The organism is Haloferax sp. Q22 (assembly GCF_001482285.1).
In the GTDB taxonomy this organism is placed as follows: Archaea; Halobacteriota; Halobacteria; order Halobacteriales; family Haloferacaceae; genus Haloferax.
Map to the genome: position 1 here is coordinate 46227 of NZ_LOEP01000022.1, position 15868 is coordinate 62094.

Genomic DNA, 15868 nt, shown 5'->3' on the forward strand with positions numbered 1-15868 from the left:
TATGGGCGATTTCAATCTCAACTTGCAGACGGCCGAAGAACACCTCGACGAGGACGACGCCGAGGGTGACGTGGTCCTCGGCGTCCTCGACGGGTCGACCCCGCCCGAGGAGTGGGTCCAGTCCATCGCCCGCGGAAACGTCCTCTTTCTCGCTATCGAGGGCGACCTCAACAAGCTCGCGTCGGGATTCGCACGCGACATCAAGGATATGGGCGGCCAGCTGATGCACTTCCGGAAGTTCCTCGTCGTCTCTCCCCCGGGCGTGGACATCAACACGGACGACCTCTGACCGGGCGGCTCGTCTGTTGCTCCGGCGAGCGCCGACGCGGGAGGCGAGAACCGGGCGCATCGGCCGCGGGGAGAGTCCTTATGCGCCGCGCGCCCCACGATACTGGCATGCCGATGAAAGGTCGCGGCACGTCCGACCTCCGCGAAATCGACCGATGGGATCACGGCGTCGGCTGGCTCGCATACCCCGACGAGACGATGCAGCGGGCCAGTCACGCCGTCGAAGTCGACGGCGACGTGTGGCTGTTCGACCCCGTCGATTCCCCCGGCGTCGACGACCTGTTCGCCGAGTTCGGCGACGTGGCCGGCGTCGTGGTCGGACTCGACCGACACAAACGCGACTCGGCGGCCATCGCCAACCGCCACGAAGTGCCGGTCTACGTCGCCTCGTGGATGACCGGCGTCGCCGACGAACTCGACGCGACCGTCGAACGCTTCGGGGCCGACCTCGCCGACTCCGGCTTCGAGGCGTTCCGTCTCGTCGACCGCTCCGTCCCGCCGTGGCAGGAGGTTGGCTTCTATCACGACGGGTACGACCTGCTCGTCATCCCCGAATCGGTCGGCACGGTCGGCTACTTCTGCGCCCGCGGCGAGCACCTCGGCGTCCATCCGATGCTCCGGCCGTTCCCGCCGCGGCGCGTGCTCTCTCGGTACGACCCCGAGCGGCTGCTCGTCGGCCACGGCGCGGGCGTACCCGTGAACGCGGGCGACGAGCTCCGGACCGCACTCGGCAACGCCCGACGAAACCTCCCGAGCGCCTACTTCCAGGCGTTCACCTCGATGCTCTCGAACTGATGTCCGACGACACAACGGCCGTGGGCGACGAAACCACGCCCGGCACCGAGGCTGAGCCTGACCGCGCGACCGACGGGGCGGCCGACGAGTCTGAGCGACAGCGAGTCCACGTCACGCGAGGGCTCGTCGACGTGCTGCTCGATATGGCCGAGGAGGCCGAGCCGACGTCGATGAACCTCGTCCTCGCGCCGACGCCCGCGGGCGAGTTCGACGAGGAGCTCGGTCTCGACCCGGAGACGCCGGTGCTCACCCACTTCTACATGGCCGAGGCCGGTCAGTCCGTGAGCGCCGTCTTCGGGATGGACCTCGGGACGCCCGCCGGACGCGGCCGCGCCCGCTTTCTCACCCACCCGCAGGGACCGTTCGAACTCACGGAGCGCGACGACCTCGCGGCCGTGGTGCTCCTCGCCGTTCCCCCGTGGGAACGACGGACGCTGGCCGCCTTCGACCGCGCCGGGCGGAAGTTGAAACTCGTCGTGCTCGACGCCGAACCGCCGCAGGAAGAACTCGACTGAGCCGACCCCGTTCGGCCGGCCGGCGCTGCCGGCCCGCACGCGGCGGCCGCTCGTCTCGGCCGACTACCGCAGATAGCCGAGGTCGGTCAGCTGTTCCGCTATCTCCTGGAACTCCGACTCAGAGAGGTCGCCGCCGGAGCGCTCGTGTTGGATGACGATGCTGCGCAGGAGGAACCGGACGAGGTCGCTCGTACTGGAGAACGTGGTTCCTTCGAGCGTGTCGTCGACGCGAGCGGCCAACTCCTTCGGTATCGAGACCGTCGTGTACTCGGTCATGGCTCGAACGTGGCTCCGGGTGGGGTTAACCCCAACGGTGGGTCGCGAACCAAACGTTTGTCGCGGTTTTTCGGCGCTTACCGGGAGTATCACCGAAGGTCGGGGGTTTTTCCATGCGGGACATCCTATACACGTTCGATGGCCGCGAGACCGCCCCAAAACGACACATCAGAGCCGGACTCAATCGAATTCGGTATCGCCGCGCTCGCCGCCGATGTCGACGCCGCAGACATCGACTACCCGGCAGACGCGAGAGAGATTGCGCGGGCGCTTGACGACGTCGCCGTGCCGATAGACGCCGCGGGCAACACGGTCGCGATAAGCGACGCCCTCGCCGCTGCGCCGAAAGACCGGTTCGACTCCCGCCGCGACCTCTTGGAGACGCTCCACCCCGTGTTCGAGGAGTTCCGCGCCAAGGCGTCGAAAAGTCTGATGGGTCGGCTCCGTTCGCTCGTCCCGTTCTGAAGGCGGTCTCGGTCGATTCACCCGGTTCCGACGGCCCGACGCGAGCCGACGCCGACACTGACGCTCACGCTCACTCCAGTTCTTCGATTTGTTTCATCTGCTCGCGGTGTAACGAGAGGATGAGGTCCGAGAGCACGCCGAACATCAGCAGTTGCACACCGAAGAGGATGCCCGCCGCGGAGACGACGGCGATGACCTCGTGGGAGATAGAGCGGATGAACCACTCGTAGGCGACGTAGCCGGCGAGGCCGACCCCGGTCGCGGTCGACGTGAGCCCGACGCTGCCGAAGTAGAAAAGCGGGTTGTTGGTCTTGGCGCGGCGGTACAGTTCGAGGAAGATGATACCGCCGTCACGGACCGGGTTGAGGTTCGTGTCCGAGCCGTTCGGCCGCGGGTAGTAGGTCGTGGGGACGACCGTCGTCTCGATGCCGCGTTTCGCGCACTCGACGGCCATCTCCGTCTCGATGCCGAAGCCGTCGGAGGTGAGCGTCATGTCGAGGAACGACTCGCGGGTGAACGCGCGGTAGCCGCTGAGGATGTCGCGGAAGTCCTGGCCGTGGATGAACGCGAACGCCCGGTTGATGATGCGGTTTCCGACCTTGTTCAGCCGCGTCATCGCGCCCGGCCGCATGTCGGCGAAGCGGTCGCCGATGACGTGGTCGTACCCCTCGGTGAGCGGTTCGAGCATCTTCGTCGCGTCGCCCGCCTCGTAGGTGCCGTCGCCGTCGAGCATCAAGACGTACGTCGCCTCGATGTGCTCTTCGACCGCCTCCCTGACCGCCTGTCCCTTCCCGCTCCCGCGCTGTACGACGACGTGCGCGCCGGCATCCTCGGCGAGCTCCCGCGTCCCGTCCGTGGAGTCACCGTCGATGACGAGGACGTTGTGGAACCCCTCGTCTCGGTAGCTGGCGACGACCTCGGCGATAGTCTCCGCCTCGTTGTAGGTCGGGACGAGGACGCAAACGTCCGCGTAGTCCATCAGCGGGACATCCAGCGGGCAGTATAAAAGGACTTCTGGATACGCCCCCGCGAATCCGCGGGGCGAGAGCAACCTACAGCACTTTTATTCTCGGTGGGAAAACCCCACACCATGCGCGCACGCCTCCGTCGCCTCCTCGCCGCGACGTTCGGACTCCTCTCTCTGACCGGGGTGCCCTACCTCGTCTATCTCACGTTGCTCCGGGTCGTCGACACCACGGGGTCGCCCGCCCGGAAGTGCCCGGACGAGCCGACCGTGAGCATCGTCCTTCCGACCTACAACGAGGCGAGCATCATCGAGGCGAAGCTCCAAGACATCCTCGCACTCGACTACCCGATGGAGAAAATCGAGGTGGTCGTCGCCGACGCGAGCGACGACGACACGCCCGCGGTCGTCCGCGACTTCTTCGCCGGCCGCGACGCCCCCGAACTGACGCTCCTCCACGACGACGAGCGCCGGGGGGTCGCACCCGCCCTTAACGAGGCGTTCGCGGCGGCGAGCAACGAACTGCTCTTCCGAACCGACGCCGATTCGAAGCTCGCCCCGGACGTGCTCCGGCAGGCGGCGGCGAACCTCTCGGACCCGACCATCGGCGCGGTGACGGGCCAACAGTCCGAAGTCCTCGGCGACAGCGAGGTCGAATCGGACTACCGCGGCATCCTCACGAAGATTCAGGGCCTCGAATCCCACCTCGACTCGACGTTCATCTTCCACGGCCCCTGCTTCGCGTTCCGCGCCGAGGACTTCGTACCCATCGACCCCGACTCCCTCGCCGACGACACCGAACTCGCGCTCCGCATCCGCCGGGCCGGCAAGCGCGTCGTAATGGACCCCGCGATGGCGTTCACCGAGTCCGGCGTCTCCGAGTTCTCGAAGCGCCGCCAGCGCAAGGACCGCCGGGCGATGGGCCTGCTCAAACTCCTCGTCCAGAACCGGGACATGCTCGGCCGCTACGGGTTCTACGGCACCGTCGTCCTCCCGTTCAACTGGTGGTTCATGGTCGTCTCGCCGTGGCTGCTCGCGGCGAGCGTCGCACTGGCGACTGTCGCCGGCGTCCTCCTCGCGGGGCCGCTCGGCCTCGCCGTTCCGGGCGCCGTCGCGGCCTTCGCGTGGGCCGGCCAGTCTGAACGCCTCGGTCCGCTCCAGCCGCTGTACGCCGTCTTCGACTCGCAGGTGTCGCTGCTCGTCGCCGCGGTCGAACTCCTCCGCGACGAGGGCGACGGCACGTGGGAACTCGACCGGGAGTCGAGGGAGTACTTCGAGTGAACGTTCTCTACGTCACGACGCGGTATCCTCCGCACACCGGCGGCGTCGAGACCCACGTCGCCGAGCTTGCGTCCCGGTTCGCCGCGGCGGGACACGACGTGACGGTCCTCACCGCCGACGCCGAGGGACTCACCCGCTCGGCGGAGTACCGGGAGGGCGTCCGCGTGATTCGACACCCCGGCGTCGCCCCCGGCGGCGCGTTCCACGTCGCCCCGGAGATTCTGGCGACCCTACGCCGTCTCGTCGGCGACGCCGACATCGTCCACGCCCACAACTACCACTCGCTTCCGCTCCTGTTCGCGGCGCTCGGTACCGACGCGGAGACGCCGTTTGTCGCCACCCCGCACTACCACGGCGGGAGCGCCTCCGCGCTCCGGGACAAACTGCTGTCCGTCTACCGGGTTCCGGGCCGCTGGGCGCTCTGCCGCGCCGACGCCCGCATCGCGGTCAGCGGCTGGGAGCGCCGGCAGCTCGAAGCCGACTTCGGCGTCGAGGCGACGGTGATTCCGAACGGCCTCGACGTGGCGCGGTTCGCCGAGGCGTCCCCCGGCCCCGAGTGGGCGGACCGCGACTACCTGCTTTCTGTCGGCCGGTTAGAGGAGTACAAAGGCGTCCAGCACGTGATTCGAGCCCTCCCCGACCTCGATTACGACCTCGCGGTCGCCGGAGCCGGCGACTACGGGTCGGAGCTGAAGCGACTCGCCCGCGAGGTCGGCGTCGAAGACCGCGTTCACTTCCTCGGCTTCGTCGCCGACGAGGACCTGCCGGGGCTGTACGCCGGTGCGGCGGCGTTCGTGACGATGTCGGAGTTCGAGGCTTACGGGATGACGGTCGCCGAGGCGCTCGCAGCGGGCACCCCGTGCGTCGTCCGCAACGCGGGAGCGCTCGTCGACTGGGCCGAGCGCCCCGACTGCGTCGGCGTCGACCCCGCGACCGTCGTCTCGGGCGTCGAGCGCGCCGTTGCCCTCGACGCGCCGGCCGAACCGCTCCCAACGTGGGAGGACGTGGTCGAACGGACGGCCGCCATCTACGACTCAGTCTGTCACGGCGGGTGGCGCTGAGGCCGGCTGTCGCTACGCGTCGCCGCGCCGTCCGAAGAACGCTGTTTCGCCGGCCTCGCCGAGCGATGACCGGTCCACCGTCACGCCGAGTCGGGACTCGTGCTCGGCCGCGGTCGCCTGCACGCGTCGGAGCCGCCTGTCGAACTCGGCGCGGTCCCGCATCGGCGTCGGCGTCGGGAACGACTCGCGGGACGCCGCGACGGGGTACGCGAGGAGGAACGTCAGGCAGTCGTAGCCGCGTTTCATCGCGTGCGTGAGCGGCGGGCGCGAGCGTTCGAGCGGACTAGTCGGCGCGGTCGCGGCCCACTTGAGACAGCTCGTCAGCGTGACGCCGCACTGGGCGTCGGCGACCTTCCCCGCGAAGTCCCGATAGCGCATCTCGTCGACGACCGACCGCTCGTAGCCGATGCTCTCGCGGACGGACCCGTGTTCGAGCCGGAGCATCGCGTCGTCGGCCAGCAACCGTCGCCAGAGGTCCCGGTCCTCCGAGGTCGGGAGGTTCCGGTAGGGAATCCGTTCGAGGAGCGACGCGGGCGCGATGTTGAGCCCCTGCCCGTTCAGGTACAGCGGGCCGTCGAACCCCGCTTCGAACGCGTGGTAGACGCTGACGAAGTCGCGGATGCAGTCGTCGTACACGTCGTCGGCGTCCAGTTGGGGCAACACGTAGTCGCCGCGGGCTCGCTCGACCGCGATCTGTCTGTCGCGGCCGAGATGGCGTTCGGGGTCCGCGTCGAGTTCGACGACGCGAAGCGTCTCGTGTCGCTCTTGGAGGTCGCGCAGCAGCGAGACGCTCCCGTCGTCGGAGCCGCCGTCGACGACGAGCACCTCGAACTCGGGCGTGAGCTGGCCGAGGATACTCTCCAGCGAGCGCTCGAGCGTCTCGGCCATGTTGTAGTTGCAGACGGCGACGGTGTACCGGACCATGCTCAGGCGTAGCCGAGGTCGCGGAGCCGGTCCTTCATCTCCTCGCGTTCCGAGGCGGACGCCGACTCCGCGTCGCCGGCGTGGACCCGCCGCCGGTCGTCGCCGTCCGCGACGGCCCACGGTACCTCGACGAGTTCCGGCGTGCGGATACCCTTCGGGTGGCCGTAGCCCCGAATCTGGGCGGGAAAGACGCGCTCGCCGAGTAAGTTTCCGTGGTCGCTCGTGACGACGAGCCGACCGGAAACGGCGGACCGAAGCTCCTCGACGGAGTCCATCACCAGCGAGAGGTTGTCCCCGTAGGCCTCCCACAGTTCGTCTCTCGAGACGGCACCCATCCAAAGCGCGTCCCACGGCGTTCGGGGTCGCCCGCCGGCCTCGCCGTCGCCCTCGCCGTGGGTCTCGCCCTCTATCTGCCACCCCGCGAACTGGAGAGTTCGTGCGCCGATAAACGGGTGGTGGGGCTGCATGTAGTGGACGACGACGCGCTTGTCGGGGTGCGCCTCGTGAGCTTCGATGGCCGCCTCCGTCACGTCGCTCGGGTGGACCGTCCGGAGTTCGTCGTCGAAGTCGTCGAGCCAGACCTCGTACAGCTCGTGGAACGCGTCGCCCGCCTCCCGCGAGACGTACGGGTTCGCGGTCACGTACACCGTGTCCCCGTACTCGCCGCCGGTGAAGTTCTGCCGAACCCACTCTCGGGTGGTGCTTCCGGCGCTCGTCACGTGTCGGTACTCGTCGTACGCCGACGTGTCGACGCGTTCTTCGAAGAGGTCGACGCGGCAGGCGTCGAGGAGAACGAGCGTGTCCCAGTCCTCGTCCATCACGCGCACGCTGTCGCTCCGGGTGGGAGAGACGTTCGTGTGGAACGGCCCGACGACGTATTCGAAGAACCGCTCGCGCCACCAGAACGTATCGGTGAAATTGCGACGAAGCCCGTCGAGGACGTAGCGGGCTTTATCGAGCACAGCCATGGCTGTGTGCTCTCTGGGGAGAGTATTTATAATCTCTACCTCCGGTCCCGAATCGAGGACGTGACCGCCTCGAAATCACATCTGATAATTTGAGGAGAACAGTTATTACCGGAATGGCGCACCCACCGGTATGCACTCCGTCAACTACATCTACAACAACACGATACGGGAGGCGCTCCCGCGGAAGGTAAGCGAGTTCTCCGGCGTGAAGGTGAAAAAAGAGCGGCTCTTCGACCTGCGAGCCGACCGCCCGAACTACAAGCCGCGGCAGGTGAGCGCGCTGACCGAGCGCGTGGGGGAGACCGACAGCGTCGGAATCATCGGCGGTGGATGGGGCGTCTCGGCGGTCATCGCGGCGGAACACGGTGAGCGCGTGACCGTCTACGAGGCGAGCGACGAGCAGGTCGAACACGTGAAGACGACGCTCGCGCTCAACGGCGCGGACACGAACACGGACGTGGTCCACGGACTCGTCGCAGAGGGACGGAACGTCTACGGCGATAGCTCGGCTGCGGTCGTCTCGCCGGGAGACCTCCCAGCGTTCGACGTGTTGGAGATGGACTGCGAGGGTGCCGAGGTGCCGATTCTCCGCGGTCTGACGTGTCGCCCGCGGGTGTTAATCGTCGAGACTCACCCGAAGTTCGACGCGCCCGACGAGACCGTCTGCGAACTCGTCGAGTCGCTGGGCTACGATATCGCATCCGTGAGGCCCAAAAAAGAGGCGTCCGAGGGAAGCGTCGTCGTCGCGGAGCACTCGCGAGACTGACCGGCGTTCCCGCCCGTGTTCTCAGATGTAGCCGAGCTTCGAGAGCTGGCTCTTCGTCGAATCGGCGAGTTCGCGGTCGGCGCGGGGCGTCCCGACGGTCGCCGAGTCACGGGCGTGTGCGTCGAGTCGCGACCGAGGGTCGACGCCGCCGGGGTCGGCGTACTCGACGAACCCGCTCACGTCCTCGTGACCGTAGTACCCGGCGAACGCGATACCCCGAAGCTTCTCGTCGTACCGCTCGATGTCTTGGGCCGGGAATCCGTTCTCCCGGAGCTGGTCGAACGTGAGCGGGCGGAGCCCGTGGAACTCGGTCATCGCCTCGCGGTCTGACGGGAGGGCGCGCAGGTCGTGGCCCGCCGTCTCCGCGGGGGCGTCCACGTCACAGAGCCCGAGCACGGTCTGGAACACGTCCACGAGACTCGCGGTCTCGCGGACGGTCTCTCGTCCGCCGCGACCGTCCGAGACGACGAGCGGGACGTGGGTCAGCTCGTCGTAGAGCCCGTAGCGGTGGCCGGCGAGGTCGTGTTCGCCGAACAGCTCACCGTGGTCGCTCAGCGTGACGACGACGTCGAACTCGTCGGTGAGTTCGTCGAAGATGTCGCGGTACACCTCCGAGAGGTACCGCGCGCAGTCGTTATACGCCCGCCAGAAGAGCTCGCTGTCGAAGTCGCCGGCGAGCACCTTCTCCGAGTCGGCGTACATGTCCACGCTGCGCGCGTCGGTCGTCGCGTACTCGGGCGGTGCCCAGTACGGCGAGTGGACCTCCATCAGGTTGGCGAAGAGGAACTCGGACTCGCCGAAAGACCACGAGCGGAGCTTCCGCAGGAAGTGCGCCGCGCCGTCGTCCTCGGCGCGGAACATCTCGTACCCGGCTTTCAGCGACTGCAGGGTTCGACTGTCGCCGTCCAGCACCGCGCGAACTACCGACTCTGGGTACCGAAGCGGCCCCGAGAAGAACCCGTCTTTGCTCCAGTTGTACGTCTCCGGAAGCGCGTTCAGGATGTGCCAGCCGTACTCTGTCTCGTCGAAGCCGCGCGTGAACTCGAACAGGTGTGATATCAGCGGGTTCGCGCTGAAACACCGCGTCCTGTAGCCGGCGTCGGAGAGCAGCCCCGCCAGCGTCGGTCGGTCGTCCGGGAGGTACTCGTGCTGCGAGTGAGCACCGACCTCGCTCGGGTACGCGCCCGTGAACAGCGAACCGTGGGCCGGAACCGTGTAGCTCCCGGTCGAGTACGCCTCCTCGTACCGGACGCCGGGAAGCCAGTCGAAGTGCTCGTCGAACACGTCCTTTCGCATCGTGTCGAGGACGATGACTGCAACGTTCATCAGCCTCACAGCGACGGTTATCCGGCATAAGACCGAGGGCCTAGTTATCAGAACTGGTACTCTGGTGTCATCCCGACGAGTGGTCCCGGCGTGACCCGGGTGGGTGTCACTCCCAGTCGCCGGTGATTTCCGCCCGTTCCACCGCGTCGTCGACCACGCGTCGCATGTTCCGCCGGAACGCCTCGACACCGAACCGGTCGGCGAACGCGGATATCTCCTCGGGAGTCCACGAGACGCCCCGCTCCGAGAACTCGGCCACCGCGGCCTTGATGTGCTCGACGCCTCGCTCGTAGACGTACCCGTTGTCGCCCGGCGATATCTGAACTCGCGTGAACCCGTCGTCGACGCCGAGAACGGGCGTCCCGGCGGCCATCGCCTCGATGGGGACGATACCGAAGTTCTCGGACCGCGTGTTCATGAGGAGCGCCCGCGCGTGGCTCATGAGCGCGCGCTTGTCGGACTCCGAAACGCGCCCGGCGAAGACGACGTTCGACGACCCGGCCGCGAGTCGTTCCAGTCGCTCCCTGTCCGGGCCGTCGCCGGCCACCACGAGCGTCTCGTCGAGGTCGGTGAACGCCTCGACGACCTCGTCGATGCGCTTGAGATGGTGGAGCCGCGAGAGGACGAGGTAGAACTCCTCCTCGGGGACGACGGCCGTCCGGTCGGTCTCCGGGGAGAACTCGTCGACCGCGACCGGTGGGTAGACGACGCTGATTCGGTCCGAGTCGACGCCCCAGTGGACGTTCAGTCGGCGCTCCGTGAGTTCCGAGTTGACGACGTAGCGGTCCGGAGTCGGTCGCTGTGTGTAGAGCACCCGGCCGCCGAGCGCGTACGCGAGTCCGGCCGTCGAGTCGATCTCCTCTTGGAACCGGTCGGTCTGCGCCCGCGGCGTCGCGTGGATGTACTGAATCGACACCTGTCGGTCCATCGGGATGTACCACCCGGGCGCGAGGCCGCTGCCGATGATGACGTCGGCGTCGTGGAGCGCCTCGACCCGAGACCAGACGAACGCGTCCGTCACCTCGCTCGGAATCGGCGTTCGCGCGAGCGCCCGAGAGAGGAGCGAGTCGGTGGTGCGAACCGTGTCGATGTCCGAGGGGACGGCGGCGTCCCGGTCGATGTCGGTGACGATGGGCGCGTCGAAACACCGCGCGAGCGCGGTCGTCACGCGGTCCGCACCGCCGCTGTTTCGATACTCGGTCTGGGCGATACGAACGTTCATCTATCGACCGACGGGTCGGCGAAAAAGCGGGAGACGGTCATCATACGTTGGGTGTTACTTCTTCGGTCGATTTATTATAGTTCACCGTTTTCATCGCGCAAATGCGAAGCGTAGTCCTCATCTGTCTCGACACCGTCCGAAAGGACTATTTCGACAGATACGCTCGACGAATTCCCCAGCGGGCAGACGTCTCGTTCGAGGAGTGTCGAGCGGCGAGTTCGTGGTCGGTTCCCAGTCACGCCAGCATCATGCTGGAATCACTCCCCCACCGACACGGGGTCCACGACTACAACCGCGGCTACGACGGCATCGATCCCGACGACACCTTCCTCAGCCGACTACCGGACCACGAGTCGCTCGGGGCCAGCGCGAACGTCTACGCCTCGTCCGCGTTCGGGTTCAACGAGCTCTTCGACGAGTTTCTGGAGGTTTCGCCCGACCGTCGGTACCCGAAGGGGATTCACGTCGGGCGGTTCGGCTACGACTTCGACGGCGACGGGATACGGAAGTACCTCGGTTTCATCCCCGCGGCACTCACGCACGACTACCCGGTACAGAGCTTCCTGAACGGCGCGTCGGTAGGCATCGAGCGGATGGTCGAGAAGCTCCCCGTCCCGACGCCGTTCGACGACGGTGCGAAGATAATCTCCAAGGTCGGAGCCGACGCCGTCGAGCGAACCGACGGTCCGTTCTTCCTGTTTACGAACTTCATGGAGGCGCACGCGCCGCACCGCGCCGCCGCCCACTACGACTCGGAGCTGTACTCCGCGCCGAACACGTGGGACTCCAGCGCGTTCGACAAGTGGGACATCAACCTCGGCGGTGAGGCCGGCCTCGAAGCCAACGAGAAGCACGTCACCTACTACCGCGAGCTGTACGGCGCGGCCATCGAGTACCTCGACCGTCAGGTGTCGGCGTTCATGGACCGGGTCCAGGCGGCCGCCGACCACGAAGTGACGTTCATCGTCACCGGCGACCACGGCGAGAACCTCGGAAAGGAGGAAGACGGCTACCTCCTCGGTCACGACAGCAGCCTCTCCGAAGGGCTCGTCCACGTCCCGTGTTACATCGTGAACCCGCCGGAGGGGTACGACGAATTCGAAGACGAGCTGTTTTCTCATCTCGGTCTCGGCGAACTCATCGTCGGTCTCGCGAACGACGAGACACCCGACGTGTTCGAAGACCGCATCAGCGCCGAGCTGGTCGGCAGCACGAACGCGAGTCCGCCCGAAGACGCCGAGTACTGGACGCGGATGCTCCGAAGCGTCTACCTCGCCCCCGACGAGAAAATCGTCTGGGACTCGCTCGGAACCGGCCTGCGATACGAGCGGCGGGCCGACGGTGACGGCTGGCGTGAGGTCGGCGAAACCGACGAGTTCGAGGCGTTGGACGAGGCGCTGTTCGACGTGCCGATAGCCGAGTACCAGCAATCCGCGGCCGCCGGCGAGCAGTCCGCCGACGTCCATCAGGCCACCCGTGACCGCCTCGAGGAACTCGGTTACCTCTGAATGTCCATCGGAATCGTCACCGAACCGGACTGGGGTCTCGGCGGAATCGGCGTGTTCGGCGAGGAGGTGTGTCCCCGACTCTTGCGCCGCGAGGAGACGGTTCGCATCGAGGTCGACCGAAACGGGGTCCGCTCGCTCCCGTTCCCCTCGGTGCTGACGTACGGGAAGCGCTGGCTGGTCGGCTCGAAGCTCCGCGACCGAATCGCGGCGTCGGATGCGGCGGTCGTCTTCCTGCCGGACCACCGGTACCTGACGTTCGACCCGGGGTCGGTCCCGCAGACGGTGGTCCCGTACGTCCACGACATCCTCCCGGTGACGACGCTGTTTTCCGACGTCCCGTCGACGCTCTTCGCGCGGCTCTACACCCGCCGACTGTCCGCGCTCGACGCCGCGATTTGCGCGAGTCGGTTCACGGCGTCCGACCTCCGACTGCGGACGCCGTTCGACGGCGAGACTCCCGTCGTCTACCAGGGCGTCGACCAGCTCCCGTCGAACCCCGAAGAGACGTTCGAGTACGACCTCGTGTACGTCGGCTCGACCATCGACCGGAAGAACCCCGCGTTCCTGTCCGACTGCTTCGCCGCCGCGGAGGAGGCGGGGTTCAGTTGCGCGGCCGTCACCGACCGCGACGCAGAGCTTCCCGGAGACCGCTTCTCGGAGGTCTCGGCGGAGTCGCTCGGCGCGCTGCTCGCCGGCGCGAGGTTCTACCTGCACCCGTCGAAACAGGAGGGGTTCGGCCGTCCGCCGGTCGAGGCCCAACAGCTCGGGACGCCCGTCGTCGGGCTCCGAACGCCGATAAACGAGGAGGTGCTGGGCGAACCGTCCGAGGCGTGGCTCCCGATAGAGACGCCGACGGACCTCGTCGAAGTGCTGCGCGGCGACGGCGTCGACTACGAGGCGCTGGAAGCGCGCTCGGCCGAGAACGCGGCCCGCTTTTCGTGGGAGACGACCGCGGACGAAATATTCGACGTGCTGAGACGTTACAGATAGTCGTCGAGATCGAAAATCCAACCTATCTGGTGTTCGTTTTATTTCGATTCGAAACGTCTATTGAACAAGTGCGGAAATGACACGCCATGGCCGAGAACGCGCGGGGACTCTCCGTACTCATCCCCACCAAGAACGTCGGGGGGACGCTGCGTCGGTGTCTGGAGAGCGTCGCGGACATCGCCGACGAAATCGTCGTCTTGGACTCCTACAGCGACGACGAGACGCTCGATATCTGCGCCGAGTTCGACACCCGGGTCATCCAAGCCGAGTTCCGCGGGTTCGGTGAGCTTCGAAAGCGCCTCATCGACGAGGCCGAACACGAGTGGATATTCTTCATCGACGCGGACGAGGAGGTCTCCGACGAGTTGGCGCGCGACATCGAGCGCGTGCTTCGAGACGGGCGAGACGGCCTCTACCGCGTCGGCCGGACGAACAAGATGTTCGGGTCGTGGATGAAAGACATCGGCGGCGACCCGCTTCGGCTGGGGCCGAAAGCCGCGTTCGCGGTGCCCGACGACGTCGTCCACGAGGTCGTCGAGCCCGCGCCGGGGTACGAGGTCGTCGAGTGTCTCGGCGTGTTGCGGCACTACACCTACGAGTCGATAAGCGAGTTCTTCCAGAAGTTCGACCAGTACACCTCGCTGGAGGCCCTCGAAATCGTCACCGAGGGGAAGTCACCGTCGCTGTGGCGCTACGCGGCCAAAGGGTTCGCGACCGCCGGCCGGCACCTGATTCTGGAGAAGGGTATCCTTGAGGGCTACGCCGCCATCCTGTTCGCCTCCTTCTCGTTTCAGTACCGGCTCGTCACCTACGGCAAGGTCCGCGAGTTAGAGGCCTTCCGGCGAGAGCACCCGGACGACTGGGAGCAGGCGTGGTTCGAAACGAGATGTAGCCGTTGAACGCCCAGAGATGAGCAAGAGCAAATCACTCAAGATGGGCCGAGAGGTGATTCTCAGCCTCGGCTCGGACGTGGTGATGAGCCTCATCGGGTTCGTCGGTATCGTCGCGTTCGCTCGGCTGCTCGGCGACGTCGGCCTCGGCGAGTACCGTACGGTCGTCGCCGTGGCGATGGTTCTGGGACAGGTGGCCAACGGCACCGGCTGGGCGATTCGCAAGCGCGTCAGCGAAGTCGGCGTCGACCCACGGGACTACCTGAGTACGGGGCTCATCTTCCACGCGGCGTTCACGCTCTGTCTGCTCGTCGCGTTCGCCCTCTTGAACCCGTTCGTCGTCGACTACTTCGGGAGCGTGGAACTCGCCTACGCCGTCGTCCTCCTCGTTGCCGCGCTCGGCGTCTTCGAGATACTCACCCACCTCTACGCCGGCCTCGGCTACCCCGCGAACGCGTCGTGGATAGACGCGGTGCGGAGCGTCCTGACGCTCGGGTTCCAGATACTGTTCATCGTCTGGGGGCTCGGCTCCTTCGGCGTCGTCGCGGGGCTGGCGGTGGCGACGTTCGCGAGCGCGGGGATCACCGCCGTCGTCGCGAGCGTCTACCCGCGGATTCCGACTTGGAGCAGCGTGAGCCGACTGTACGAGTTCGGTAAGTGGAACGTTCCGACCCAGCTACTCCGGTCGTTCGACTCCCAACTCGACGTGCTCATCCTCCGGCTCGCGGTCGGCGCGGGACCGGTCGGCATCTACACCGCGGCCGCGACCGCATCCATGCCGGGCACGATGCTGGGCGGGTCGATAAAAGACGCGCTGTCCGTGAAGTCGAGCGGCGTCTCGTCCAGCGGCGAGCCGATACGGGCGGACCTCGTGAACTCGGTCTCGTACGCGGGGCTGCTCTCGATTCCGATTTTCTTCGGCGCGGCCGCCATCCCGCGGGAGTTGATGGTCACCGTCTTCGGCGGCGACTTCTCGGCCGCCGGGCCGGCGCTCGTCGGCCTCACGTTAGCGCCGGTCGCCGGGGTGTACATCGGGGCGTTCGAGGCGGCGGTCGAGGGAATCGACAGGCCGGAAGTCGCCCTGCGAATCAGGCTCGTCTCCACGGCCGTTCACCTCATCCTGTCGTTCGCGCTCGTCTGGCAGTTCGAACTCCTGGGCGTCATCGCGGCGATGGTGCTGACAAACTGGCTCGTCCTCGCGGCGTACCAGTTTTTCGCCCACCGGCACCTCGGCGGCGTCGCGGTCACCAGACCGATGCTCGCGCAGTTCGCGAGCGGAGCCGTCATGTTCGCCGCCGTCGAGCTCACCACGAGATACGTCGTGACCATCACCAGTTGGGTCTGGCTGTCGGTGGTGCTGGCGGTCGGCGTCGTCACGTACTTCGGGTCGCTGATCGTCGTGAGCCGCCACTTCAGAGAGACGGTCTACGGCTCGCTACAGGACGTGCTGGAGGGGTGAACTACCGGCGTCCGGTCGCGTCGATCCCGCGTTTCGTCCCTGCCTCTCCGGCGCGGGTCGCCGCTCGTTCGGCCGCGAAACCGCGACTAGACGACCGTGAGAACCCACGAACTGTTGGTCTCACCGGGAGATAGCCCGTCTCGGCGATGAAACCGAGTCATAAGGCTTAT

General features: G+C 66.8%; 17 protein-coding genes. 11 read left to right on the plus strand and 6 right to left on the minus strand.

Annotated elements, in window-relative coordinates; translation table 11 throughout:
- The first annotated feature begins 1 nt into the window (after position 1).
- The 3 genes from AM590_RS09750 to AM590_RS09760 all read left to right on the plus strand — a co-directional run bounded on the left by AM590_RS09750 (position 2) and on the right by AM590_RS09760 (position 1598).
- A complete protein-coding gene (locus AM590_RS09750; RefSeq protein WP_058827312.1) occupies positions 2 to 289 on the plus strand; it encodes a DUF5779 family protein in 288 nt (95 codons plus the stop codon).
- A gap of 107 nt (positions 290 to 396) precedes the next feature.
- A complete protein-coding gene (locus AM590_RS09755; protein WP_058827313.1) occupies positions 397 to 1083 on the plus strand; it encodes a hypothetical protein in 687 nt (228 codons plus the stop codon).
- Complete coding sequence (locus tag AM590_RS09760; protein WP_058827314.1) at positions 1083 to 1598, plus strand: hypothetical protein; 516 nt, start codon at positions 1083 to 1085, stop codon at positions 1596 to 1598. Before AM590_RS09755 ends, AM590_RS09760 begins: the two co-directional genes overlap by 1 nt.
- Before the next feature lie 63 nt (positions 1599 to 1661).
- Here AM590_RS09760 and AM590_RS09765 read toward each other — a convergent pair whose 3' ends face one another.
- On the minus strand, positions 1662 to 1874 hold the full coding sequence (locus AM590_RS09765; RefSeq protein ID WP_004976972.1) for a ribbon-helix-helix domain-containing protein: 213 nt from the start codon (positions 1872 to 1874) through the stop codon (positions 1662 to 1664).
- Between the two features lie 138 nt (positions 1875 to 2012).
- Here AM590_RS09765 and AM590_RS09770 point away from each other — a divergent pair, with 138 nt between their 5' ends.
- Complete coding sequence (locus AM590_RS09770; RefSeq protein ID WP_008093396.1) at positions 2013 to 2339, plus strand: hypothetical protein; 327 nt, start codon at positions 2013 to 2015, stop codon at positions 2337 to 2339.
- Between the two features lie 70 nt (positions 2340 to 2409).
- Here AM590_RS09770 and aglJ read toward each other — a convergent pair whose 3' ends face one another.
- Positions 2410 to 3318 carry an S-layer glycoprotein N-glycosyltransferase AglJ gene (aglJ, locus tag AM590_RS09775; protein ID WP_058827315.1) on the minus strand — a complete coding sequence of 303 codons (909 nt, stop codon included), beginning with the start codon at positions 3316 to 3318 and terminating at the stop codon, positions 2410 to 2412.
- A gap of 111 nt (positions 3319 to 3429) precedes the next feature.
- Here aglJ and AM590_RS09780 point away from each other — a divergent pair, with 111 nt between their 5' ends.
- Together AM590_RS09780 and AM590_RS09785 are read left to right on the plus strand one after the other, a co-directional pair.
- Entirely contained in the window at positions 3430 to 4584 is a 1155-nt protein-coding gene (locus tag AM590_RS09780; protein WP_058827316.1) for a glycosyltransferase, read from the plus strand.
- Positions 4581 to 5645, plus strand: a complete 1065-nt coding sequence (locus tag AM590_RS09785; RefSeq protein ID WP_058827317.1) for a glycosyltransferase family 4 protein — start codon at positions 4581 to 4583, stop codon at positions 5643 to 5645. The genes AM590_RS09780 and AM590_RS09785 overlap by 4 nt, the downstream gene beginning before the upstream one ends.
- 12 nt (positions 5646 to 5657) lie before the next feature.
- Here the strand turns inward: AM590_RS09785 and AM590_RS09790 are convergent, their stop codons facing one another.
- Both AM590_RS09790 and AM590_RS09795 read right to left on the minus strand, forming a co-directional pair.
- Positions 5658 to 6569 (minus strand): glycosyltransferase family A protein, encoded by a 912-nt coding sequence (locus tag AM590_RS09790; RefSeq protein ID WP_058827318.1) that lies wholly within the window; start codon positions 6567 to 6569, stop codon positions 5658 to 5660.
- 2 nt (positions 6570 to 6571) lie between these two features.
- Entirely contained in the window at positions 6572 to 7537 is a 966-nt protein-coding gene (locus AM590_RS09795) for a hypothetical protein (RefSeq protein WP_058827319.1), read from the minus strand.
- 130 nt (positions 7538 to 7667) lie between these two features.
- Here AM590_RS09795 and AM590_RS09800 point away from each other — a divergent pair, with 130 nt between their 5' ends.
- Complete coding sequence (locus AM590_RS09800) at positions 7668 to 8303, plus strand: FkbM family methyltransferase (RefSeq protein WP_058827320.1); 636 nt, start codon at positions 7668 to 7670, stop codon at positions 8301 to 8303.
- A 21-nt stretch (positions 8304 to 8324) separates the two neighbouring features.
- Here the strand turns inward: AM590_RS09800 and AM590_RS09805 are convergent, their stop codons facing one another.
- Both AM590_RS09805 and AM590_RS09810 read right to left on the minus strand, forming a co-directional pair.
- Positions 8325 to 9629: a sulfatase-like hydrolase/transferase gene (locus AM590_RS09805; protein ID WP_058827321.1), complete on the minus strand. Its 1305-nt coding sequence runs from the start codon at positions 9627 to 9629 to the stop codon at positions 8325 to 8327.
- Between the two features lie 106 nt (positions 9630 to 9735).
- Positions 9736 to 10851 (minus strand): glycosyltransferase, encoded by a 1116-nt coding sequence (locus tag AM590_RS09810; RefSeq protein ID WP_058827322.1) that lies wholly within the window; start codon positions 10849 to 10851, stop codon positions 9736 to 9738.
- A 101-nt stretch (positions 10852 to 10952) separates the two neighbouring features.
- Between AM590_RS09810 and AM590_RS09815 the strand changes: the two genes are divergently transcribed.
- The 4 genes from AM590_RS09815 (at position 10953) to AM590_RS09830 (ending at position 15698) form a co-directional block, all read left to right on the plus strand.
- A complete protein-coding gene (locus tag AM590_RS09815; protein WP_058827323.1) occupies positions 10953 to 12359 on the plus strand; it encodes a sulfatase-like hydrolase/transferase in 1407 nt (468 codons plus the stop codon).
- Positions 12360 to 13349 (plus strand): glycosyltransferase, encoded by a 990-nt coding sequence (locus tag AM590_RS09820; protein ID WP_058827324.1) that lies wholly within the window; start codon positions 12360 to 12362, stop codon positions 13347 to 13349. It begins immediately after the preceding gene.
- Between the two features lie 86 nt (positions 13350 to 13435).
- Positions 13436 to 14248 (plus strand): glycosyltransferase family 2 protein, encoded by an 813-nt coding sequence (locus AM590_RS09825; protein ID WP_058827325.1) that lies wholly within the window; start codon positions 13436 to 13438, stop codon positions 14246 to 14248.
- 10 nt (positions 14249 to 14258) lie between these two features.
- Positions 14259 to 15698: an oligosaccharide flippase family protein gene (locus AM590_RS09830; protein WP_082677706.1), complete on the plus strand. Its 1440-nt coding sequence runs from the start codon at positions 14259 to 14261 to the stop codon at positions 15696 to 15698.
- Positions 15699 to 15868: the final 170 nt, after the last annotated feature.

Coding starts and splice junctions, on each gene's coding strand:
- AM590_RS09805 (WP_058827321.1), bottom strand. CDS start 9,629: ATGAACGTTGCAGTCATCGTCCTCGACACGATGCGAAAGGACGTGTTC.
- AM590_RS09755 (WP_058827313.1), top strand. CDS start 397: ATGCCGATGAAAGGTCGCGGCACGTCCGACCTCCGCGAAATCGACCGA.
- AM590_RS09750 (WP_058827312.1), top strand. CDS start 2: ATGGGCGATTTCAATCTCAACTTGCAGACGGCCGAAGAACACCTCGAC.
- AM590_RS09780 (WP_058827316.1), top strand. CDS start 3,430: ATGCGCGCACGCCTCCGTCGCCTCCTCGCCGCGACGTTCGGACTCCTC.
- AM590_RS09800 (WP_058827320.1), top strand. CDS start 7,668: ATGCACTCCGTCAACTACATCTACAACAACACGATACGGGAGGCGCTC.
- aglJ (WP_058827315.1), bottom strand. CDS start 3,318: ATGGACTACGCGGACGTTTGCGTCCTCGTCCCGACCTACAACGAGGCG.
- AM590_RS09770 (WP_008093396.1), top strand. CDS start 2,013: ATGGCCGCGAGACCGCCCCAAAACGACACATCAGAGCCGGACTCAATC.
- AM590_RS09810 (WP_058827322.1), bottom strand. CDS start 10,851: ATGAACGTTCGTATCGCCCAGACCGAGTATCGAAACAGCGGCGGTGCG.
- AM590_RS09820 (WP_058827324.1), top strand. CDS start 12,360: ATGTCCATCGGAATCGTCACCGAACCGGACTGGGGTCTCGGCGGAATC.
- AM590_RS09830 (WP_082677706.1), top strand. CDS start 14,259: ATGAGCAAGAGCAAATCACTCAAGATGGGCCGAGAGGTGATTCTCAGC.
- AM590_RS09760 (WP_058827314.1), top strand. CDS start 1,083: ATGTCCGACGACACAACGGCCGTGGGCGACGAAACCACGCCCGGCACC.
- AM590_RS09795 (WP_058827319.1), bottom strand. CDS start 7,537: ATGGCTGTGCTCGATAAAGCCCGCTACGTCCTCGACGGGCTTCGTCGC.
- AM590_RS09825 (WP_058827325.1), top strand. CDS start 13,436: ATGGCCGAGAACGCGCGGGGACTCTCCGTACTCATCCCCACCAAGAAC.
- AM590_RS09765 (WP_004976972.1), bottom strand. CDS start 1,874: ATGACCGAGTACACGACGGTCTCGATACCGAAGGAGTTGGCCGCTCGC.
- AM590_RS09815 (WP_058827323.1), top strand. CDS start 10,953: ATGCGAAGCGTAGTCCTCATCTGTCTCGACACCGTCCGAAAGGACTAT.
- AM590_RS09790 (WP_058827318.1), bottom strand. CDS start 6,569: ATGGTCCGGTACACCGTCGCCGTCTGCAACTACAACATGGCCGAGACG.